This is a genomic window from Noviherbaspirillum aerium, assembly GCF_008929045.1.
Taxonomy (GTDB): domain Bacteria; phylum Pseudomonadota; class Gammaproteobacteria; order Burkholderiales; family Burkholderiaceae_D; genus Noviherbaspirillum; species Noviherbaspirillum aerium.
This window is the reverse complement of sequence record NZ_VFAH01000005.1, coordinates 171,168-189,069: the sequence shown is the minus strand read 5'-3', so window position 1 is coordinate 189,069 and position 17,902 is coordinate 171,168. Positions and strand designations below refer to the sequence as shown.

The 17,902-nt window shown below is 63.6% G+C and carries 21 protein-coding genes; 7 read left to right on the top strand and 14 right to left on the bottom strand.

Translation table 11 applies throughout. The features are described 5' to 3' along the window. Nucleotides 1-170 precede the first annotated feature (170 nt). From FH061_RS10230 to FH061_RS10220, 3 genes are all read right to left on the bottom strand, one after another. Nucleotides 171-1,961, bottom strand: coding sequence for an acyl-CoA dehydrogenase C-terminal domain-containing protein (locus FH061_RS10230; protein WP_151635587.1), 1,791 nt, complete (start codon nt 1,959-1,961; stop codon nt 171-173). Between the two features lie 36 nt (nt 1,962-1,997). Continuing rightward, the gene (locus FH061_RS10225; protein ID WP_151635833.1) at nt 1,998-2,645 is read right to left on the bottom strand and encodes a TetR/AcrR family transcriptional regulator; all 648 of its coding nucleotides are present in this window, start codon (nt 2,643-2,645) and stop codon (nt 1,998-2,000) included. A 227-nt stretch (nt 2,646-2,872) separates the two neighbouring features. Further along, nucleotides 2,873-3,244: an RNA-binding S4 domain-containing protein gene (locus FH061_RS10220; RefSeq protein ID WP_151635585.1), complete on the bottom strand. Its 372-nt coding sequence runs from the start codon at nt 3,242-3,244 to the stop codon at nt 2,873-2,875. Between the two features lie 229 nt (nt 3,245-3,473). Between FH061_RS10220 and FH061_RS10215 the strand changes: the two genes are divergently transcribed. Further along, a complete protein-coding gene (locus FH061_RS10215; RefSeq protein WP_225984585.1) occupies nt 3,474-4,055 on the top strand; it encodes a sigma-70 family RNA polymerase sigma factor in 582 nt (193 codons plus the stop codon). Continuing rightward, nucleotides 4,052-4,783, top strand: a complete 732-nt coding sequence (locus FH061_RS10210; protein WP_151635582.1) for an anti-sigma factor — start codon at nt 4,052-4,054, stop codon at nt 4,781-4,783. Before FH061_RS10215 ends, FH061_RS10210 begins: the two co-directional genes overlap by 4 nt. An 18-nt stretch (nt 4,784-4,801) precedes the next feature. On the opposite strand, the gene FH061_RS10205 is transcribed toward FH061_RS10210, so the two are convergent. Together FH061_RS10205 and FH061_RS10200 are read right to left on the bottom strand one after the other, a co-directional pair. Continuing rightward, nucleotides 4,802-5,521 (bottom strand): sulfite exporter TauE/SafE family protein, encoded by a 720-nt coding sequence (locus tag FH061_RS10205; RefSeq protein ID WP_151635579.1) that lies wholly within the window; start codon nt 5,519-5,521, stop codon nt 4,802-4,804. A gap of 16 nt (nt 5,522-5,537) precedes the next feature. Further along, complete coding sequence (locus FH061_RS10200; RefSeq protein ID WP_225984584.1) at nt 5,538-6,554, bottom strand: DMT family transporter; 1,017 nt, start codon at nt 6,552-6,554, stop codon at nt 5,538-5,540. A gap of 94 nt (nt 6,555-6,648) precedes the next feature. Here FH061_RS10200 and FH061_RS10195 point away from each other — a divergent pair, with 94 nt between their 5' ends. Next, on the top strand, nt 6,649-7,551 hold the full coding sequence (locus tag FH061_RS10195; protein ID WP_151635577.1) for a LysR substrate-binding domain-containing protein: 903 nt from the start codon (nt 6,649-6,651) through the stop codon (nt 7,549-7,551). A 47-nt stretch (nt 7,552-7,598) separates the two neighbouring features. On the opposite strand, the gene FH061_RS10190 is transcribed toward FH061_RS10195, so the two are convergent. The 5 genes from FH061_RS10190 to FH061_RS10170 all read right to left on the bottom strand — a co-directional run bounded on the left by FH061_RS10190 (nt 7,599) and on the right by FH061_RS10170 (nt 10,986). Continuing rightward, nucleotides 7,599-8,204 (bottom strand): ferritin family protein, encoded by a 606-nt coding sequence (locus FH061_RS10190; RefSeq protein ID WP_151635575.1) that lies wholly within the window; start codon nt 8,202-8,204, stop codon nt 7,599-7,601. A gap of 38 nt (nt 8,205-8,242) precedes the next feature. Continuing rightward, the gene (locus FH061_RS10185) at nt 8,243-8,743 is read right to left on the bottom strand and encodes a pyridoxamine 5'-phosphate oxidase family protein (RefSeq protein ID WP_151635573.1); all 501 of its coding nucleotides are present in this window, start codon (nt 8,741-8,743) and stop codon (nt 8,243-8,245) included. Between the two features lie 83 nt (nt 8,744-8,826). Beyond that, nucleotides 8,827-9,228, bottom strand: a complete 402-nt coding sequence (locus FH061_RS10180; RefSeq protein WP_151635571.1) for a YybH family protein — start codon at nt 9,226-9,228, stop codon at nt 8,827-8,829. 37 nt (nt 9,229-9,265) lie between these two features. Then, nucleotides 9,266-10,024, bottom strand: coding sequence for an SIR2 family NAD-dependent protein deacylase (locus FH061_RS10175; protein ID WP_151635569.1), 759 nt, complete (start codon nt 10,022-10,024; stop codon nt 9,266-9,268). A gap of 86 nt (nt 10,025-10,110) precedes the next feature. Then, nucleotides 10,111-10,986 carry a DMT family transporter gene (locus tag FH061_RS10170; RefSeq protein ID WP_151635567.1) on the bottom strand — a complete coding sequence of 292 codons (876 nt, stop codon included), beginning with the start codon at nt 10,984-10,986 and terminating at the stop codon, nt 10,111-10,113. 127 nt (nt 10,987-11,113) lie between these two features. Here FH061_RS10170 and gcvA point away from each other — a divergent pair, with 127 nt between their 5' ends. The 3 genes from gcvA (at nt 11,114) to FH061_RS10155 (ending at nt 13,018) form a co-directional block, all read left to right on the top strand. Further along, complete coding sequence (gene gcvA / locus FH061_RS10165) at nt 11,114-12,037, top strand: transcriptional regulator GcvA (protein WP_151635565.1); 924 nt, start codon at nt 11,114-11,116, stop codon at nt 12,035-12,037. Nucleotides 12,038-12,308: 271 nt separating this feature from the next. Next, nucleotides 12,309-12,767, top strand: a complete 459-nt coding sequence (locus tag FH061_RS10160; RefSeq protein ID WP_151635831.1) for a DUF2778 domain-containing protein — start codon at nt 12,309-12,311, stop codon at nt 12,765-12,767. Next, entirely contained in the window at nt 12,764-13,018 is a 255-nt protein-coding gene (locus tag FH061_RS10155; RefSeq protein WP_151635563.1) for a hypothetical protein, read from the top strand. Before FH061_RS10160 ends, FH061_RS10155 begins: the two co-directional genes overlap by 4 nt. Before the next feature lie 74 nt (nt 13,019-13,092). Here FH061_RS10155 and FH061_RS10150 read toward each other — a convergent pair whose 3' ends face one another. Then, entirely contained in the window at nt 13,093-13,488 is a 396-nt protein-coding gene (locus tag FH061_RS10150; RefSeq protein ID WP_151635561.1) for a rhodanese-like domain-containing protein, read from the bottom strand. A gap of 111 nt (nt 13,489-13,599) precedes the next feature. Here FH061_RS10150 and pdxR point away from each other — a divergent pair, with 111 nt between their 5' ends. Continuing rightward, complete coding sequence (gene pdxR, locus FH061_RS10145) at nt 13,600-15,105, top strand: MocR-like pyridoxine biosynthesis transcription factor PdxR (protein ID WP_225984583.1); 1,506 nt, start codon at nt 13,600-13,602, stop codon at nt 15,103-15,105. 9 nt (nt 15,106-15,114) lie between these two features. On the opposite strand, the gene FH061_RS10140 is transcribed toward pdxR, so the two are convergent. The 3 genes from FH061_RS10140 to nudB form a co-directional block, all read right to left on the bottom strand. Beyond that, nucleotides 15,115-16,281 carry a phospholipase D-like domain-containing protein gene (locus FH061_RS10140; RefSeq protein WP_151635559.1) on the bottom strand — a complete coding sequence of 389 codons (1,167 nt, stop codon included), beginning with the start codon at nt 16,279-16,281 and terminating at the stop codon, nt 15,115-15,117. Nucleotides 16,282-16,344: 63 nt separating this feature from the next. Continuing rightward, on the bottom strand, nt 16,345-17,139 hold the full coding sequence (locus tag FH061_RS10135; protein ID WP_151635557.1) for an endonuclease/exonuclease/phosphatase family protein: 795 nt from the start codon (nt 17,137-17,139) through the stop codon (nt 16,345-16,347). Nucleotides 17,140-17,241: 102 nt separating this feature from the next. Continuing rightward, entirely contained in the window at nt 17,242-17,748 is a 507-nt protein-coding gene (nudB, locus tag FH061_RS10130) for a dihydroneopterin triphosphate diphosphatase (protein ID WP_151635555.1), read from the bottom strand. Between the last annotated feature and the right edge of the window lie 154 nt (nt 17,749-17,902).

Below are 17,902 nucleotides of genomic sequence, written 5' to 3'. Positions count from 1 at the left end.
TGCGCTGACTGCGTTGAACCCCATCCCCCATACTCCACCTCGCGGCTTGCAAGCCGCTCGGACTTCGCAGGCGCAACGCATGCGTTGCGAAACCCCTGCTACGTCCCCCTTGAAGGTGGAGGAGCATGACAGCGACTTTGCGGCGGTAAGCGAAACTCCGAAAGACGGACTTAGAACAAGTCTTCTTCCATCGCCATCAGATTCGCCGCGCCCGAACGCGCCTGACGAATCAGCATCGCCGTTTCCGGCTGCAGGCGGCCGAAGTAGAAGCGCGCGGTTGCCAGCTTGGCCTTGTAGAAGCTGTCGCCGGAGTCCTGCTTTTCCAGCGCGATCTTCGCCATCTGCGCGAAGAAGTAGGAGAACACCAGGTGACCGGCCACGCGCAGGTAAGGCACGGCGGCGGCGCCGACCTCGTCCTGGTTCTGGAAGGCCTTCATGCCGATTTCCATGGTCAGCTTGGTGACTTTCTCGCCGAGGTCTGCCAGCGGCGTGACGAATTCCGACATCGCTTCGTTGGTGCCGTTCTCTTCGACGAAGGCCTGCACCTTGGCGCCGAACTTGCGCAGCTTGGCGCCGTTGTCCATCAGGATCTTGCGGCCCAGCAGGTCGAGCGACTGAATGGTGTTGGTGCCTTCGTAGATCATGTTGATGCGGGCGTCGCGCACATACTGCTCCATGCCCCATTCGGAGATGTAGCCGTGGCCGCCGTAGACCTGCATCGCTTCGGAGGTGGCGATCCAGCCGTTGTCGGTCAGGAAGGCCTTGATGATCGGCGTCAGCAGCGCGACTTCGTCGGCGGCTTCCTTGCGCACTTCCTCGTCGGGATGATTCAGTTCGCGGTCGATCTGCAGCGCAACGTAAGAGCAGAAAGCGCGGCCGCCTTCGGCATAGGCGCGCGCGGTCAGCAGCATGCGGCGCACGTCGGGATGCACGATGATCGGATCGGCCGCCTTTTCCGGCGCCTTGACGCCTGACAGGCTGCGCATCTGCACGCGGTCCTTCGCATAGGTGACGGCGTTCTGGTAGGCGACTTCGGTAAGGCCGAGCGACTGCATGCCGACGCCGAGGCGGGCCGCGTTCATCATCACGAACATTGCGTTCAGGCCCTTGTTCGGCTCGCCGATCAGCCAGCCGCGCGCGCCGTCGAGGTTCATCTGGCAGGTGGAGTTGCCGTGGATGCCCATCTTTTCCTCGATCGCGCCGCAGAAGATCGGATTGCGCTCGCCCGGATTGCCGTCGGCATCGGGGATGTACTTCGGCACCAGGAACAGCGAGATGCCCTTGGTGCCCGACGGCGCATCCGGCAGGCGCGCCAGCACCAGGTGGATGATGTTGGCCGACATTTCATGTTCGCCGGCGGAGATGAAGATCTTGCCTCCGCTGATCTTGTAGGAGCCGTCCACCTGAGGCTCGGCCTTGGTGCGCAGGAGGCCCAGGTCGGTGCCGCAATGCGGCTCGGTCAGGCACATGGTGCCGGTCCATTCGCCGGAAACCAGCTTGGGCAGATACAGCGCCTTCAGCTCTGGCGTGCCGTGCGCATGCAGCGCCTCGTAGGCGCCGTGCGACAGGCCGGGATACATGGTCCAGGCCTGGTTGGCCGAGTTCAGCATCTCGTAGAAGGAATTGTTGATCACGAGCGGCAGGCCCTGGCCGCCGAACTCGGGGTCGCAGGACAGCGCCGGCCAGCCGGCTTCGACATACTGCTGATAGGCTTCCTTGAAACCGGTGGGCGTCTGCACCACATGGGTTTCCTTGTCGAGGCGGCAGCCTTCGCGGTCGCCGGAATGGTTCAGCGGGAAAACCACCTGGGAGGAAAACTTGCCGCCCTCTTCCAGTAGCTGGTTGATGATGTCCTTGTCGATCTCTGCGTGCTTCGGCAGTTGCTTGAACTCATCTTCCACTTTCAGCAGCTCATGCAGCACGAACTGCATGTCGCGCAAGGGAGCGACGTATTGACCCATGGTGTTTTCTCCTGACGTCTGAACGGATTAGGCTGTCTACTTGACAGCGGATTTGGGATTCGGTTTTGCAGCCGCGTCCTGTTCGGAAACGGACTGCGGATTCTGGTAACTCCTGACCAGTCGTTCAAACCCGACTTCGGCGCGGTTCACGCTGCCGGGCAACTTCAGGAAACGCGCATCGTGATGCAGGGCAAGGATGAGGCCGTACGTCTCGAAGACCAGCTGGTCGGGATCGGTATCGGCCGACAGATGCCCCATCTCGATGGTTTGCACGACGCAGCGGCGCAGGGCGTTTTTCCATGCGCGAACCATGCCGGCCAACTCTTCGCGGATCGCACCGGGGCGGTCGTCATATTCGACGGCGCCGCTGATGTAGATGCAGCCGGATGCGATCTCGACCGACACGCGCTTGACCCAGCGGGCGAACATCGCCTGCAGGCGGGGCAAGCCGCGCGGTTCTTTCATGCTGGGATAGAACACTTCCTGTTCGAAGTGGTGGTGATACAGCTTCACGACTTCAATCTGCAAATCCTCACGCGACCCGAAATGCGCAAACACGCCCGACTTGCTCATGTTCATCTTGTCGGCAAGCAAACCGATGGTCAGGCCTTCCAGTCCATCGCGGCTGGCGAGGTCGAGTGCCACATCGAGAATCGCGGCACGGGTCAGCTCGCCCTTGCGCATCAGTTTGGTTGTCGAGTCGGTCATGTTGGTTGCCACAGTGGTGCCCTATCAAAAATTTCAAAATTCAGCACGGCGTAATCGGCATATAACCTGAAGCGAACGCTCGTACTATTATCTACCGTAGTATAAATGTCAAACAGGAACTTAGAGGGAGAATTCTAGTCATGCGGTGCAGCAAAAGCCGCTGCGCAGCACGTGCGCAGCCGGTTTCCGCATGCGACAGCGGATCAGAATTTGTCGATCAGGCGCCTGTCGCGCTTGGTCGGCCGGCCCTTGATCGCCTCTCCCGGTTCGCGGAAAAAGCGTCGCTGTTCCGCTTTCTTATCCCGTTCGGCAATGCTGCGTTCGGTTTCCTCGTACAGGGTCTGGGCAATGGCGGCGGAGCCGCGCTTGTCGGCAAGGTCTTTCACCACGACTTCCCATTCGGTCGAGCCATTGTCGATGTCGAGCGTGTCGCCGGGCTTGACGCTGCGCGCCGGCTTGATGCGGTCCCCGTTCAGGCGTACCTTGCCGCCGTCGACGGCGTCGGTCGCCATCGAGCGGGTTTTGAAGAAGCGGGCGGCCCAGAGCCATTTATCGATGCGGACGGATTCTGACATTATCTAGATGTATATGCAGGTAACAAGCCTGCATTTTATAGCGTGAACGTGCTTTTTCCATTTGCACCGCAATATGTAAAGGCACAAACAAGTCTTTTGTTGCCGGAATGGCCTGTCCATGCCTGCGCTCCGGGACTTTCTTGGAGCCGTATCGCGATGCAAGAGTTGCGCATACTATAATCAGCGCTTATTGCCGCAAGGCTTCATTCTTCCTCGGACGGGCCGGACATTGTCAAACGACAACCTCAATGCGCAGCTCAGGATCCATCTCGCCGCCGTGGCGCGGCGCGACGCCGCCGCCTTCCGCGCCCTCTATGACGCCACTTCCGCGAAACTGTTTGGCTTTGCCTTGCGTATATTGGTAAAGAAGGAACTGGCTGAGGAGGTTTTGCAGGAAAGTTTCGTCAATATCTGGAACAACGCCGGGACCTATCAGGAAAGCCTCGCTGCGCCGATGACATGGATGACCACCATCGTGCGCAACAAGGCATTCGACATGCTGCGCCGCCTCGATGACACCGTTGAAATCGATGCCGATACTTTCGACAAGGATGTGATGGAAGCACTGGAAAGCACCGCGCCAACGCCGTTCGATGCGCTGCAGATGAGCGGCGATGCCAAGGCATTGGCGCATTGCCTGTCGCGCCTTGAGGGACTGCATCGGCAGGCGATCGCGCTGGCCTTCTACCACGACCTGTCGCACAGCGAAGTCGCCGAGCAGATGACGCTGCCGATCGGCACCGTCAAGACCTGGATCCGCCGCGGCCTCGAACGGCTGCGCAACTGTCTGTCCAGGCTGGAGGGCGCATGAATCTGCGGCATCTTCAAACCAACGCGCAGTTGCGCGAGAAACTGGTTGCGGAATATGTGCTCGGCACGCTGCGCGGCGGCGCGCGCCGCCGTTTCGAAAGCTGGCTGGCCAATGACGCGAGCTTGCGGCAGGCGGTGGCGCAATGGCAGGACCGGCTGCATCCGATGGCCGAATTCGCTCCGGCCGCCCAGCCTTCGCCCGCCGTCTGGGCGGCGATCGAAAAGCAGCTCGACCTGCGCAGCGTGCGGGTCAACCAGGCGCGCAAGTCCTTCTGGCTCGGCTTGCGCGAAGACCTCGGTTTCTGGCGCGGGCTCGGCATGGCTTCGACGGCGCTGGCCACCATCCTTGCCACCGTACTGCTGACCAGGGCGCCGGACTTCGCCGCGCCGGCGGCCAACTATGTCGCTACCCTGGCGGATGAAAAAGCGCAGACTGTCATGGTGATCACCGGCGACGCGCGCCGGCGGCAGATGACGGTGAAGGTGGTCACCCAGCAGCAGGTAGGGGCCGACAAGAGCCTGGAATTGTGGGCCGTGCCGAAGGAAGGCGCGCCGCGCTCGCTCGGCCTGGTCGCCGCGAACGGCACGGTGACGCTGCCGCTGCCGGAAAACGCGACGCCGGAAACGGTGCCGGTACTGGCCATCAGCCTGGAGCCCAAGGGCGGCTCGCCCAATCCGAATGCGCCGAGCGGACCGGTGATCTACAAGGGCTCCTGGCTGCGCATCTGACCCGCAGCCCGAGCGCGGTCAGCGCAGCGCCAGGTGCGCGCCGAGCAGGAGCAGCCCGACGAAGAAGAGCAGCCGGAATGTCTCCGCCCGCACCCGGCTGCGCACCCACTGGCCGATGAACATGCCGCCCAGCGCGGGAATGAGGGAAGCCAGCGAGGCGCCGGCCAGCGACAGTTGGAAATTCCCCTGCGCCATCAACACGGCGGCCAAGCCTATCGTCGATACGGTAAACGACAGGCCGAGCGCCTGCACCAGTTCTTCCTTTTCCAGGTTCAGAGCCTGCAGGTAAGGCACCGCCGGCACCACGAACACGCCGGTCGCGGTGGCGATGAGACCGGTAACGATGCCCACCAGCGGCGACAGCCAGCGTTCCTGCGCCGGCGATACCGAAAGGCGTTTCTTGCTCAGGCCGTAGAGCGCATAGGCCACCAGCGCAATGCCCAGCATCCTGCCCGCCTGCCCGCCGGCATCCGCCCCCAGGATGAGCGCCGCCGCCCAGGTACCGGCGCAAAAGCCCAGCAGCATCGGCCACAGGCGCCGCGTCAATGCCAGAAAGCCCGGCCCGGCCAGCAATTGCCAGACGTTCGTCACCAGCGAAGGCACCACCAGCAGGGCGACCGCCTGCACCGGCGCCATGAACAGGCCGAGCAGCCCGACCGCCACCGTCGGCAGTCCGAGGCCGATCACGCCCTTGACGAATCCTGCAAGCAGGAAGACCAGCGCGACGGCAAGGCTCATGATGCGGTTCTCCGATTCATGACGGGCGCGCCTGGGGCGTTGAAGGCACCGGAGGCGTCAAAGGCGCGGCAGGAGCGGCTGGCATGGGCGATGCGGCCGCCGGCCGGGCCGGGCCTGCCGGTTTCAGGCGGGTGACGCCCAGCATCACCAGGCCAAGGCCCGCAAGCTGCAGCAAGGATAGCGATTCATCCAGCATGATCCAGGCAGCGAGCACGGTCAGCACCGGGCCGAGCGTGCCGACGGCGGCGGCCTGCGGCGCGCCAAGGCGCTGGATGGCGAGCGCCAGCCAGTAGATCGGCAAGGCGGTCGACAGCACCGCCATCAGCAGCGACCAGCCATAGATGTCGGCCGGCAGCTGCGGCAATTCCCCGGGATGACCGAACAGCAGGAAGTGCCCGAGCACCAGCGCGCAGGAGGCGCTGCCGGCCAGGCCGGCAAGCCGCATCGAGCCCATGCGCTTGACCATGTCGCCGGTGCCGAGGTAGTAGAGCGCGTAGGTAACGGCGCTGGCGAACACCCAGGCCGCCCCCTTGAGCACATCGATGCCCTGCCCGGCCTGCCGCAGGTCGTGACCGAAGGCGATGGCCAGCCCGGCATAGCACACCGCCATCGCCAGCCAGGTGCGCGCGGACGGCGCCTTGCGCGTGCGGCAGGCGTCTAGCAGCAGCACCATCGTCGGATACAGGTAAAGAATCATGCGCTCCAGTCCGGCGCTGATATAGGTCAGGCCATGGAAGTCGAACAGGCTGGACAGATAATAGCCGAGCAGGGCCAGCATCCAGATGCGTCCGGCATCGCCGCGCGACAGCGGCCGGCTGTCCGGGGTACGGCTCTTCCAGATCAGCCACAGGAACAGGGGCAGGGCGAACGCCATGCGCAGCGCGAGCAGCGTGAGCGGTTCAATCGGATGCGACTGGTACGCCAGCTTGACGAAGATGGCCTTCAGGGAAAAACCGGCGGCGGCAAGGAAGGCGTAAAGCCGGCCATCCCGGGTCCAGGCGGTTGCGGCATGTGGCAGGGTTTTGAACATCATCCATCCGGTTGCAAGCAAGAGGCTTATTCTGCCGCGAAGACACGGCTGCTAAAATGCGTATTTTCTGTAGCAACCCTTCGTCGATGGAGAAGGCATGCACTTCGATCTGACGGATCTGCGCTTGTTGATGGCTATTGCCGATACCGGAAGCCTGAGCCGCGCGGCCGCCGCTTTCCCGCTCGCCCTGTCCGCGGCCAGCAATCGATTGCGCCTGCTGGAACAGCGCATCGGGCTGCCGCTGTTTTTGCGCCACGCCGACGGCATGACGCCGACGCCCGCCGGGCGGATCGCGCTCGATCATGCACGCCGGGTCGTCGGCGAATCGCAGCAGCTTGATGATGCGCTCAAGACCCTGGCCGGCCAGCGCCGCGTTCATGTCAGAGTCGCGGCCAATACGGTTGCCAGCAGTACCTTCCTGCCGCCGGCGCTCGGCCCCTTCCTGAACGATTTCCCTGAAGTCGACCTGCAGATCGAGGAAAAGCCGAGCGCGCAGGTTCTGCACGCCTTGCTCGCGGATGAAGTCGATCTGGGTGTATTGGATGGAAATATTTCCCTGACCGGCATCATGACGCTGCCCTTTCGCCATGACCGGCTGGTCCTGTTCGTGCCCGGCGGCCATGCGCTGGCGGATCGCGGTCATTGCCTGCTGCGCGAGGCGCTCGGTTATCCGTTTGTGGGCATGCCGAGGGAGCGGGCCCTGCAGGCTTTCGTGGAAGAGAGGGCGACCCTGCTCGGCAGGCCGCTGACCATGCGCGTGCGCACTCCCAGCTTTTTCGCGCTGGCGCAGCTGGTGGCGCAGGGCGTGGGACTTGCCGTTTTGCCGGAAGCGGTGGCGCGGCGGCATCAGGCTGATGCCGCGACCGCGATCATCGCCCTTGACGATCCCTGGGCGACGCGCGAACTCCGGCTCGGCGTGCGCGATCTCGATCAGCTGTCGGCGCAGGCAAGGCAGCTGGTGGCCTATCTGAGCGAACCGGGCGGCGCGCCGCCGCAATAGGCGTTATCGTGACAGGCGCCCGGGCAGGCGACTACGGACTACAGGGCTCAATGCAGCGACGACGAGGGATTCATGTCGCTCACGTCATCGATCAGCGCACCGTCCGAGACGGCCTTGCCGATGGTCGCTTCCTCATACCAGTTCTGCACCTGCATGAGATGGGCGCGCTCCTCGTCGAGCGCCACGCTGAACTCGCTGATCAGCGCCATCTGCCCATGGTCTTCGGCCAGTGCGATCAGCAGCTCCCACCCGGCATTGTCGGTCATCTCGGCCACCAGCAGCGCATGCAGCGATTGCGCGATGGTGGAGTCCGGATCATCCAGCACCTGCTTCAGGCCCTGCGATTCGATGCCGACCAGCTGCGCCGACGGCGTCTGCGCTCCCGGCTCGGCGCCCGCGCCGGCAATGGCCGCGGCCAGCATGTCGGCATGGCGCGCCTCATCCTGGCGTATCTTCTGCAAGTCGGCGAGGGTCATGCTGGTGGAGCTGTCCTGCGAAGCCTCGAACTTCGCAATCAGCGCATCGTAGAACTGGACGCCGCTGCGCTCGAACGCCAGCCGCTCGCCCAACTTGTCGAGCAGGAGCTGCGGCTGGCTGTTGCCGGTGATGGCGCCGGATGCCCGGCGCCTGCTTCTTTCGGATGGCTGTTTCATGCTGTCCTCGTTTGCATTCGTCGGCAGGCGCCCTGCCCTTACATGACGACCTTGCGGTTGTCGCCGAGCGCATCGGTGTTGCCGGTCATGATGCCCTTGGCAAGGCCGTACATGCGCTTGACCGCGCTGCCCGGCGCCATCCAGTACTCGGCTTCGGTGATCGCCACCTTCAGCAGCACGAGATTGGGATCGTCCAGCCCGTTGGGAAACCAGGGCTTGATCCACGGCGTCCAGAGCGAACGCATCTTTTCCTTGTCGCGCACCACTTCAACGACGCCGGAGACCGACAGGTAGTCCTGCTTGTCGGGACGCGCATAGCTCAGGTTGACCTGGCGGTGATGATGCGCCTCGTCAACCTTGGGCGAATCGAGCGCGGTGAAAAACCAGAGGTTGCCGGCGGCGTCCATCTGCATGGTCGACATCGGCCGGCTGCGCAGGGTGCCGTCCTCTTCCTCGGTGGTCATCATCGCGAACTTGATTTCCACCACCAGCTGCGCGACTTCCTGCAATTCTTCATGAACCTGCTGTTGCACATTCATAAGCTTCTCCTCTGCAAAACCAGCGATGGCTTGAACAGTAGGAAGAACCCCGATGGCGCATTTAAGTTCCTGCCTTCATGTCTTCAGTTCGTGGCAGGCTGGGAAGTCAGCATGTTGGCGTCGCGCACGATAACCCAGGCGTCGTCGGCCTCCTTGCGCAGTACCGTCAGGATGGGTCCGGATCGCCGCATCGGCAGGCCGTTGCGGCGCGGCGTCACGGTGACGCAAAGCTGCGTCCAGCAATAGGCAAGCTTGTCATGGATATGCAGCTCCCTGATCTCGCCTTCGGATTCGATGCGGTAATGTTGCATGCCTTCACGGAAGGCGGCCAGAAAGCTTTCCTTGCCGCGCATCGGCGGCTGCCCCGGTGTCAGGAACACCACGTCGTCGGCAATCAGCGTTGCCAGGCGATCCGGATCGCCGTCCTCGGAAGCGCTCTGCCACTCCGAGAAAAGATCGCGTATGGACTGTTCGTCGGTGGGCATGACTGTCTCCTTTCAAGGAACCTGCAGGCGGCTGTCGCTATGCGCGCGGCCAGGCGGCGGCAAGCAGTTCGGGCATCACCTCGCCGGCTTTGCCGCGCAGGATGTATTGTGCAATCTCATCATGGCTGGTGGCTTCGGGATTGATCTGGATCACGGTACGGCCGCAGGAGCGCGCATAGCGCGGCAGGCTGGCTGCTGGTTCGACGAGGCTGGAAGTGCCGATGCAGAAAAAGACGTCGGCATCGTCGAGCACATCGGAGGCGCGGTTCCAGGCGGCGGACGGCAGGGATTCGCCGAACCAGACCACGCCCGGCCGCAGCAGGCCGCCGCAATGGCCACAGCGCGGCGGCGTTTCGCCCTGCACCGGGGCGGCTGCGGCAAGGGCAGCGTCCTCGGCGGGCTGCCCGCAGTCGAAACAGCGAGTTTCGAGAATACTGCCGTGCAATTCAATGACATTGCCGCTGCCCGCGCGCTGATGCAGGCCATCGACATTCTGGGTGATTACCGTGACCTTCGGCACCAGGCTCTCGAGCCGCGCCACCGCCAGATGGCCAGGATTGGGCCGGGCTTGCCGCACGAAGTCGCGGCGCCATGCATACCAGTTCCATACCGTGGCCGGGTCGCGCAGGAAGGCATCGGGCGTGGCCAGATCTTCCGGCCGGTATTTCGCCCATAAACCGGTGTGTGCCTCGCGGAATGTGGGAATGCCGCTTTCGGCGGACATGCCAGCACCGGAAAAGATGGCGATATGCCGCGCGGCACGCAGCTTGTCCAGCAGGACGAAGTCGAAGAGCATGTTGATGGGAGGGGCTGTGCGGGAAGACGCGCCCAGTATAACCGCTCTGAAACTGCCAGCGGCTTCCCGCCGGCAGGCTTTCCGGCTCAGCCCGCCGCCGGCTGCCCCGCCTCGACGCGGGTGCGCATGGCAAGCAGGATGACGGCGAACAGCACCATCGCCCCGCCCAGCAGCTGCCCCGCGCTGACCGATTCCGACAGCAGCGCCACGCCGAGGCAGAGCGTGATCACCGGTTCCAGCGTCGAAATGATCGAGGCCTGCGATGGCCCGACGTGCCGGATGCCGATCAGGAAGGTCGAGACGGCAACCGCCGTCAGCGCGGCGATGGCGGCAATCGCCATCCAGGCCGTCGGCGTGGGCGGCAAGGACGCGCCGCTGGCCAGCGCGAAGCCGCCGTTGCCCAGGCAGGCCACGCTCATGATGACCAGCGTGCCGGCCAAGGGATCGACGCCCTGCGTGATGCGTCCGCCCAGCAGGATATAGACCGCGTAGATGCCGGCGGCCGCAAGGCCGAGAATGATGCCGAGCGGCTGCCCCTGCAGATCGCCGCCCAGCATGACCGCCATGCCGGACACCGCCGTGAACAGCAGCAGCATCGTGCGGCGGTCAAGCTTCTCGCTGCCGAGAGCGACCGCCAGCATGGTCACCAGCACCGGATAGGTGTACAGGAGCAAGCCGACCAGGCCGCTGCTGGCATGCATCAGGGCAGTGAAGTAAGCCTGCGACTGGCCGGTATAAAGCAGCCCCATCAGGCCGAAGGCCACCAGCGTGCGTCCGCGCGGCAATGCGGCGCGGCGCAGCCAGACCAGCGGCGCCAGCAGTGCCACCGCGATGGCGAAACGCAAGGTCAGCAGCATGCTCGGACTGACGCCGGCGTCATAGGCGAGCCGGGCGAAGAGCGCCATGCTGCCGAAACCGAGGGCGGACAGGAGGACGAGAGCGATGGCGGTATTGCGGGACATGGGCGCGGGCTTTCAGGGCGAATGGTTTTGGGGGTGATCTTCATGGACGTTGCTGCAGTCTAGTGGCTTGCCTCCCATGCCACAAACCAATATTCTTGCTGGTCTGCCCCAAAAATTTTGAGCCATCATGCAATATCGCCTACCTCCCCTGCCAGCCGTGCGCGCCTTTGAGGCGGCAGCCCGGCATGGCGGCTTCCAGGCGGCTGGCGAGGAACTTCACGTGTCCGCCGGCGCCATTGCGCACCAGGTCAAGCAGCTGGAAGCCTGGCTGGGCATTTCCCTGTTTCAGCGCCTGCCGCGCGGCGTCGTGCTGACCAGTGCCGGGCGGCAGTATGCGCAGGCGCTGCGTCCGCTGCTCAACGGCTTGGCCGAGGCGTCGGAAGCGGCGCGGCGCCAGGGCGACGAGCGCGTGGTCACCGTGACCTCCGTCCCTTCGCTGGTGTCGCGCTGGCTGCTGCCGAGGCTGGGCCGCCTGCGCGAGCGGCATCCCGAGATCGACATGCGGATGCTGGCATCGCTGCATCCGGTCGATTTCCTGAATGAAGGCGTGGATGTGGCGATACGGCTCGGCACCGGCCCCTATCCCGGCCTCAAGGCCGACGTGCTGATGGAAGAATGGTTTTCCGCCGTCTGCAGCCCGGCATTCAAGGCGGCGGCGCCGGATGTGAAGGAACCGGCGGACCTGCTCCGCCATCCGCTGCTGCATGATGAACTGGAGCCGCGCATACCGGATGAGATTTTGTGGCCGGGCTGGCTGCAGCATTTCGGCGTGCGCTACGCCGGCAGCAACCGCCCCAGCTTCTCGCACACCTACTTGACGCTGGAAGCGGCGGCCAACGGTCAGGGCGTGGCCCTCGCGGCCGAGCCCTTCATCGCGGAAGACCTGCGCAGCGGCCGGCTGGTGCGCCTGCTGCCGCACAGGATGCGCGGGCCCTACCGCTTCCATCTGCTGCGGCCGCCGGAAGCGGAAGCGCGGCCGGCGGTGAAGGCGTTCTGCGACTGGGTGATGGCGGAAGCGGATAGCGGAGAGGCCGCAGGCAATGTGCCGTAGCAGGTAAAGAATTGACACTTTAGCAACTATCCTTCTAACATGCGCTTTCTATCCTGGCATTCATGAACTTTACATTCATCAATGGCATTAACGCTGGAGCGGATTTCGGACAGGTGTGCGAAAGAACCGGCTTGTTTTGGAATGCATGGCAAAACGGGCGAAGGAGCGTGGGCAGGTCATGCAAGCGACAAGCAATGCTGCCATGTGCCCACAAGACAGGTCGCGGTGACCGTACACTCATCCGCATCCGCTCTGTATTGAAGGAGGAATGATGTTTCAATGCAGCTTCGAGCTAAACAATCACCCGATGAGTGCTTTTTGTATCGGTGCCATATCGTATCCGGCATTTTCCGGATTAGGACATAACGCTAATCGACGCGCCGTGGCATGCGTAAGAGGGAGCGGCCCTATTCCGCCGGGAACTTACTATATTTTCGACCGGCAGTCCGGCGGGCTGCTCGGCCCCATAAGGGATATGTTAAATGGGAGAAATGACTGGTTTGCGCTCTATGCAGCGGATCACCACATTGATGACGAAACATTCTGCAACGAGGTCAGGCGATGCAATTTCAGACTTCATCCCAAAGGAGTCACTGGGCGCAGCGAAGGTTGCGTGGTCGTCGACAGGGAATCCGATTTTATGCAGCTCCGGGCAATTCTCACCAGCGCAAAACCGGTGAGCGTGCCTGGTACCAAGTTGAAAGCCTATGGCCGGCTGGTGATCAGATGAAGCTGCTGCAGCGCATGGCCGTCCTGCTCCCTGTCTTACTGTGTGCCGGTCTGCTCACACGCTGGTGGCTTTCAACCAGCATGTCGGAATCCATCTGGACCTGGATCAATGGCCGGGTTGAAAGCGGACAGAATCCAGGCCTTGCTTCCGACATTGAACTGGCGGTTACGCTTGTTTGCGCACTGGTTGCCTCGACAACCGGCGCACTGCTTATCCGCCCGCTGCTCGCCTGCCTTCGCAAGAGAGCATAGCCTTCCGGAATCGCCCACATCGGCTTTCGCGGCGGACCATCCGGGGCTCCGCCGCCCTAACAATTCCCTACCCGTCAGCATCCGCACATCATCTCGCTATTGCCTTGCGAGCCCTGCGACCCCGATGTCGGATGGCCGTCGCGCTTCCACCAGTCGAGGCCGCCCATCAGTTCCTTCACCCTGAAGCCCAGGCGCGTCATGTTCAGCGCGCCCTTGGTCGAGCCATTGCAGCCGATGCCGTCGCAGTAGCTCACCACCAGCGCATCGCGGTCGAGACCCCGGGTGGTTTCCTCGGACATGGTCCGGTGCGGCAGGTTGATCGCGCCGGGAATATGCTCCCGCGCATACAGCTCGGGCGCGCGGGTATCGATGACGATCAGCCTGTCGCCGGCCTTCAGCGCCACGCTGAGATCCCAGGAGTCGATCTCGTAGGCGAGCTTGTCGAGGTAGTGCTGGAGCTGTTGCTGCATCGGGCTTTCCTTCCCTGTCGTTGATGTTGAATCCATGCCATCATCCTACCTGCGATTGGTTTGCACGGGCAGACCATTTCCGAACATGACAACAGACCACTTGGACCTTCCATGCCAGCATCCGGCCGCAAGCTGAGCGGCGTATTGCTCACGCTGCTCGAGCAGAACCACGACAGGCAGCCGAGCCTCTCCGGCCGGCTCTACCGCGCCATCCGCAGCGCCATCATGGACGGCACGCTGCAGGCGGGCGACCGCCTGCCTTCGACCCGCGCGCTGGCGTCGGATCTTTCCCTCTCCCGCAGCACGGCCGAAGCCGCCTATGCCCAGCTGGAGGAGGAAGGCTATCTGCAGCGACGCACCGGCAGCGGCAGTTTCGTCAGCAGCGCCAGCGCCCGCCCGGTTTCCGGCCCCGGTTCCCCGCGCGGGAAAGCCGCCCTGCCCCAGGCTGCGCCGCAGATGCTGCTGTCGGGGCGCGGACAGCGGATTGCCGACATGGGCGGCTGTGTCGATGCGCTGGAAGTGCGCGCCTTTTCCGCCGGCATGCCGGCACTGGACTCCTTTCCCGCCGCAACTTGGCAGCGTCTGCTGGCACGGCACGCGCGGCATGCGCCGCAGCGCTGGATGATGTACGGCGATCGCCAGGGCCTGCCGCAGCTGCGCGAAGCCATTGCGCAATACTTGTCGCTGTCGCGCGGCGTCGATTGCGACGCGCAGCAGGTGCTGGTGCTGACCAGCTCGCAGCAGGCACTGACGCTGGTGGCGATGATGATGCTCGATGACGGCGACCAGGTCTGGCTGGAAGACCCCGGCTACCGGGGAGCGCAGACGGCATTTTCAGGCGCCGGCGCGACGGCGGTCCCGGTGCCGGTCGATGGCGAGGGCATGCGGGTTGATGAAGCCTTGCGCCTGGCACCGCAAGCGCGTCTGGCCTATGTCACGCCATCGCACCAGTATCCGCTGGGCATGGCGCTCAGCCTGCCCCGGCGGCTGCAGCTGATCGAATGGGCGCGGCGCGAGCAGGCCTGGATCGTGGAAGACGATTACGACAGCGAATTCCATTATGACAGCCGGCCGATCGCCGCCATTCATGGCCTCGACCACCACCAGCGCGTGCTGTACGTCGGCACCTTTTCCAAGGTGCTCTTTCCCGGCATCAGGATCGCCTACCTGGTGGTGCCGAAGCCGCTGGTGCCGGCCTTCGTCGCCGGACGCAGCCAGATCGACGGCCATACCTCGCCGCTGACGCAGGCGGTGCTCGCCGACTTCATGCAGGACGGACATTTCATGGCGCATGTGCGGCGCATGCGCGAACTGTACCGGGCGCGGCGCGACATCTTTCTCGATGAACTGGAACGTCATCTCGGCGGCCGCCTGCTTCCCGGTTCGGCTGCCGGCGGACTGCAGATGAGCTGCCTGCTGCCGGACCAGCGCAACACCGACCGGAACCTGTCCGGCATCGCGGCCGACGCCGGCATCGATCTGCCGCCGCTGTCGCGGCTGTATCTGGGCCCGCATGCCCGGCAAGGCTTCGTGATGGGATTCAGCGCGCTCGCACCCGCCGAGATACGCGGTGCGATGAAGCGGCTGGCCGCCGCATGGCGGGCTTCGAAACGCTGAACCGTCTTCTTACTCGGTATAGCGGCCGAGGGTGATGATGCGCAGGATGCTCTTGTACAGGAAATAGGCTGCGCCGTACCAGGCCCGCTGATGCCATGGAATATTGGCGAAGTCTTCCGGCCGTATCGTCACGCTCTCTTCCACCGCATTCTCGATATGGCCGCGCAAGGTACGGGCGAAGTCATGCTGGCGCACGACGACATTGGCCTCCTGGTTGACGAAGAGGCTCAGCCCGTCCCAGTTGCTGGAACCGACCGTCGCCCATTCGTCATCGATGACGGCAACCTTGCCGTGCAACTGGGTTTTCCGGTATTCGACCACGCGCACGCCGCTCTTGAGCAGCTTGGGATAGAAGGAATGGGCCACCGCATCCTGGATGCGGAACTGGCCGACGCCGAGCAGCAGCGTAACCTTGACGCCTCGCCTGGCGGCGGCGGCGAGGCCGTCGCGCAGCTTGCGGCCCGGCGCGAAATAGGGATTGGCCAGCCAGGCGCTGTGGCGCGCGTTGCCCAGGGCCTTGAGATAGGTGCGCTGGATGGTGCGCCGGTTGCGCAGGTTGTCGCGCAGCACCAGCGCCGCCATCGCGGCATGATCGATGGCGGTGGATGACTTGGCCTGCCTCTCGCGAAAACGCTCCCAGCGGTAGCGCAGGTTCACGCCGCCCAGCAGCAGCCACTGCGACTGGATGTCGAAGTGAATGGCATCCACCAGCGGCCCATAGATGCGCACCGCGAAGTCCCAGCGCGGCGCCGGCAGCGGTGTCTCGAAGCCATCGTCGGACAACAGATCGTCATTGATGTTGAGTCCGCCGAGAAACGCGGTTTCCCGGTCGACCACGCAGATCTTGCGGTGCGTACGCGCGACGCCGCGATGAAACCAGCTGTTGAAGATGCGATGATGCACGCCGCCCTCGCGCAGTATCCTGCGCAGTTCAACCGACTGCCGGTGGCCGGTGCCCAGCCAGTCGGTGATGACATTGACCGTGACGCCCCGCGCAGCCGCGGCCAGCAGCGCATCCGTGACGCGCCTGCCGGTGGCATCGAGCGTGAAGATGTAGGTTTCCAGATAGATTTCGGAATGCGCGTGTTCGATTGCGGAGATCAGCGCGGGGAAAAACTCGATGCCGCGATGCAGAAGCGCGACATGGTTATGTGCAATGAATTCGATGGGACGCATGGCGAGGACCGGAATCCGACAGCGGCATTGCGTGGAATTTTACCGCGCATGCCGCACGCTGCCTTATTTCAATGCGAGCGATGCGACGATGGGCGCATGATCCGACAGCTTGGCCCACATCGGTCCGTGCAGGACTTGCGCGTTTTCAATATGCAGACCGCGCACATAGATGCGGTCGAGGCGCAGCCAGGGCAAGGCGGCGGGAAAGGTGCGCGCCGGCTTGACCTTGGGTCCGCGCCCGCTCAGGCTGCGCAGATAGAGGCCGAAGCCGCGCGACGGCAGGTTCTCGTCGAAGACCTCGGTGACGCCGAGGCGGTTGCGCAGAGAGTCGCTGAGCTGGTTGGTCCAGTCGTTGAAGTCGCCGGCGATGATCAGCGGCGCGTCCGGCGGCGATGAGGTGCTGACGGCTTCGATCAGCGCATCGGTCTGGCGCTTGCGGCTGCGTGAGAACAGGCCGAGATGAATCACGTAGCAATGCAGCTCGGTCTGCGGCAGTTGCACCACGCAATGCAGGATGCCGCGCGATTCATAGGCGTGGTCGGAGACATCCTGGTTGGTGGAGGACAACACCGGAAAGCGGCTGAGCAGTGCATTGCCGTGATGGCCATGGTCGTACACCGCGTTCATGCCATACACCGCCTGGTGGGAGTCGCCGGCAAGAAAGTGATGCTGTTCCTGCTCGGGCCATAACGAGGCATGGCGCATGGCGAACTTGTCATGCCGTCCCTGCACTTCCTGCAGGAACAGAATGTCGGCTTCCATCGAAACGAGTGCCTGCTTGAGGGCATGCACTCGCGGCATGCTGCGCAGGGAGCTGACGCCCTTGTGAATGTTGTATGTCGCTATCCGGAGTTTCATGTATGCATTCTGCGTGTTAGGTGACAATGCCGGTCCGCCCTTTTGCCGCTTCCGCCCTGCCTTCGGGAACGGAAACGGCAAGCCGGCAGGCGGCGGGTCGCATCAGGCTGCTCCTTGCTGGCGAACGTACTTGGGCAGTTGCAGGATGGCTTCCGCATTCGACGGAGAAAAGCACTTGTCCGCCGCTTCCTGATAGGGAAGCCATTGCAGGTTGATGTGTTCGCGCGGCGCCAGGACAATCGGGATGGCGCGCGGAACGAGCAAGCCGAATACATGTTCGGTATTGCGGGTCACGCCCGGCGCGTAACGATGCCGCCAGACAGGATAGATCTCGTAGACGTTCGACAGTTGCCAATTGTTCAGATTGCTGATGGACACGCGGTTGGATTCCCCCTGCTCCGCCGAAGTTTCATCAACGATGCGGATACCTGTCTCCTCGAAAACCTCGCGCATGGCGGTGTCCTGCAAGGGCTCGTCTTCCGTATCCTTGGAGCCGGTTACCGATTGCCAGTAGCCGGGCTTGTCGGCGCGTTCGATCAGCAGGACGTCAAGCTCGGGGCTGTGGATGACCACCAGCACGGATTCGGGAATTTTGTAGGGCTTGTGCATGCGTGGACGCAAACTGCGCGGAGTGGCGACAAGGAAATGATAACCGAAGCGGCGTTCATGCTTCCCAAACCCCGCTGGCGGCGGAAGCACGCCGCGACGGAAATAAAAAAGGCGCAGTTGCCTGCGCCTTTTCCTTGCTGGCCAATCGCGGATC

Bases quoted from the DNA above. Each gene is read 5' to 3' on its own strand.
- FH061_RS10230 (WP_151635587.1), bottom strand. From the start codon at position 1,961: ATGGGTCAATACGTCGCTCCCTTGCGCGACATGCAGTTCGTGCTGCAT.
- FH061_RS10225 (WP_151635833.1), bottom strand. From the start codon at position 2,645: ATGCGCAAGGGCGAGCTGACCCGTGCCGCGATTCTCGATGTGGCACTC.
- FH061_RS10220 (WP_151635585.1), bottom strand. From the start codon at position 3,244: ATGTCAGAATCCGTCCGCATCGATAAATGGCTCTGGGCCGCCCGCTTC.
- FH061_RS10210 (WP_151635582.1), top strand. From the start codon at position 4,052: ATGAATCTGCGGCATCTTCAAACCAACGCGCAGTTGCGCGAGAAACTG.
- FH061_RS10205 (WP_151635579.1), bottom strand. From the start codon at position 5,521: ATGAGCCTTGCCGTCGCGCTGGTCTTCCTGCTTGCAGGATTCGTCAAG.
- FH061_RS10200 (WP_225984584.1), bottom strand. From the start codon at position 6,554: ATGATGTTCAAAACCCTGCCACATGCCGCAACCGCCTGGACCCGGGAT.
- FH061_RS10195 (WP_151635577.1), top strand. From the start codon at position 6,649: ATGCACTTCGATCTGACGGATCTGCGCTTGTTGATGGCTATTGCCGAT.
- FH061_RS10190 (WP_151635575.1), bottom strand. From the start codon at position 8,204: ATGAAACAGCCATCCGAAAGAAGCAGGCGCCGGGCATCCGGCGCCATC.
- FH061_RS10185 (WP_151635573.1), bottom strand. From the start codon at position 8,743: ATGAATGTGCAACAGCAGGTTCATGAAGAATTGCAGGAAGTCGCGCAG.
- FH061_RS10180 (WP_151635571.1), bottom strand. From the start codon at position 9,228: ATGCCCACCGACGAACAGTCCATACGCGATCTTTTCTCGGAGTGGCAG.
- FH061_RS10175 (WP_151635569.1), bottom strand. From the start codon at position 10,024: ATGCTCTTCGACTTCGTCCTGCTGGACAAGCTGCGTGCCGCGCGGCAT.
- FH061_RS10170 (WP_151635567.1), bottom strand. From the start codon at position 10,986: ATGTCCCGCAATACCGCCATCGCTCTCGTCCTCCTGTCCGCCCTCGGT.
- gcvA (WP_151635565.1), top strand. From the start codon at position 11,114: ATGCAATATCGCCTACCTCCCCTGCCAGCCGTGCGCGCCTTTGAGGCG.
- FH061_RS10160 (WP_151635831.1), top strand. From the start codon at position 12,309: ATGTTTCAATGCAGCTTCGAGCTAAACAATCACCCGATGAGTGCTTTT.
- FH061_RS10155 (WP_151635563.1), top strand. From the start codon at position 12,764: ATGAAGCTGCTGCAGCGCATGGCCGTCCTGCTCCCTGTCTTACTGTGT.
- FH061_RS10150 (WP_151635561.1), bottom strand. From the start codon at position 13,488: ATGCAGCAACAGCTCCAGCACTACCTCGACAAGCTCGCCTACGAGATC.
- pdxR (WP_225984583.1), top strand. From the start codon at position 13,600: ATGCCAGCATCCGGCCGCAAGCTGAGCGGCGTATTGCTCACGCTGCTC.
- FH061_RS10140 (WP_151635559.1), bottom strand. From the start codon at position 16,281: ATGCGTCCCATCGAATTCATTGCACATAACCATGTCGCGCTTCTGCAT.
- FH061_RS10135 (WP_151635557.1), bottom strand. From the start codon at position 17,139: ATGAAACTCCGGATAGCGACATACAACATTCACAAGGGCGTCAGCTCC.
- nudB (WP_151635555.1), bottom strand. From the start codon at position 17,748: ATGCACAAGCCCTACAAAATTCCCGAATCCGTGCTGGTGGTCATCCAC.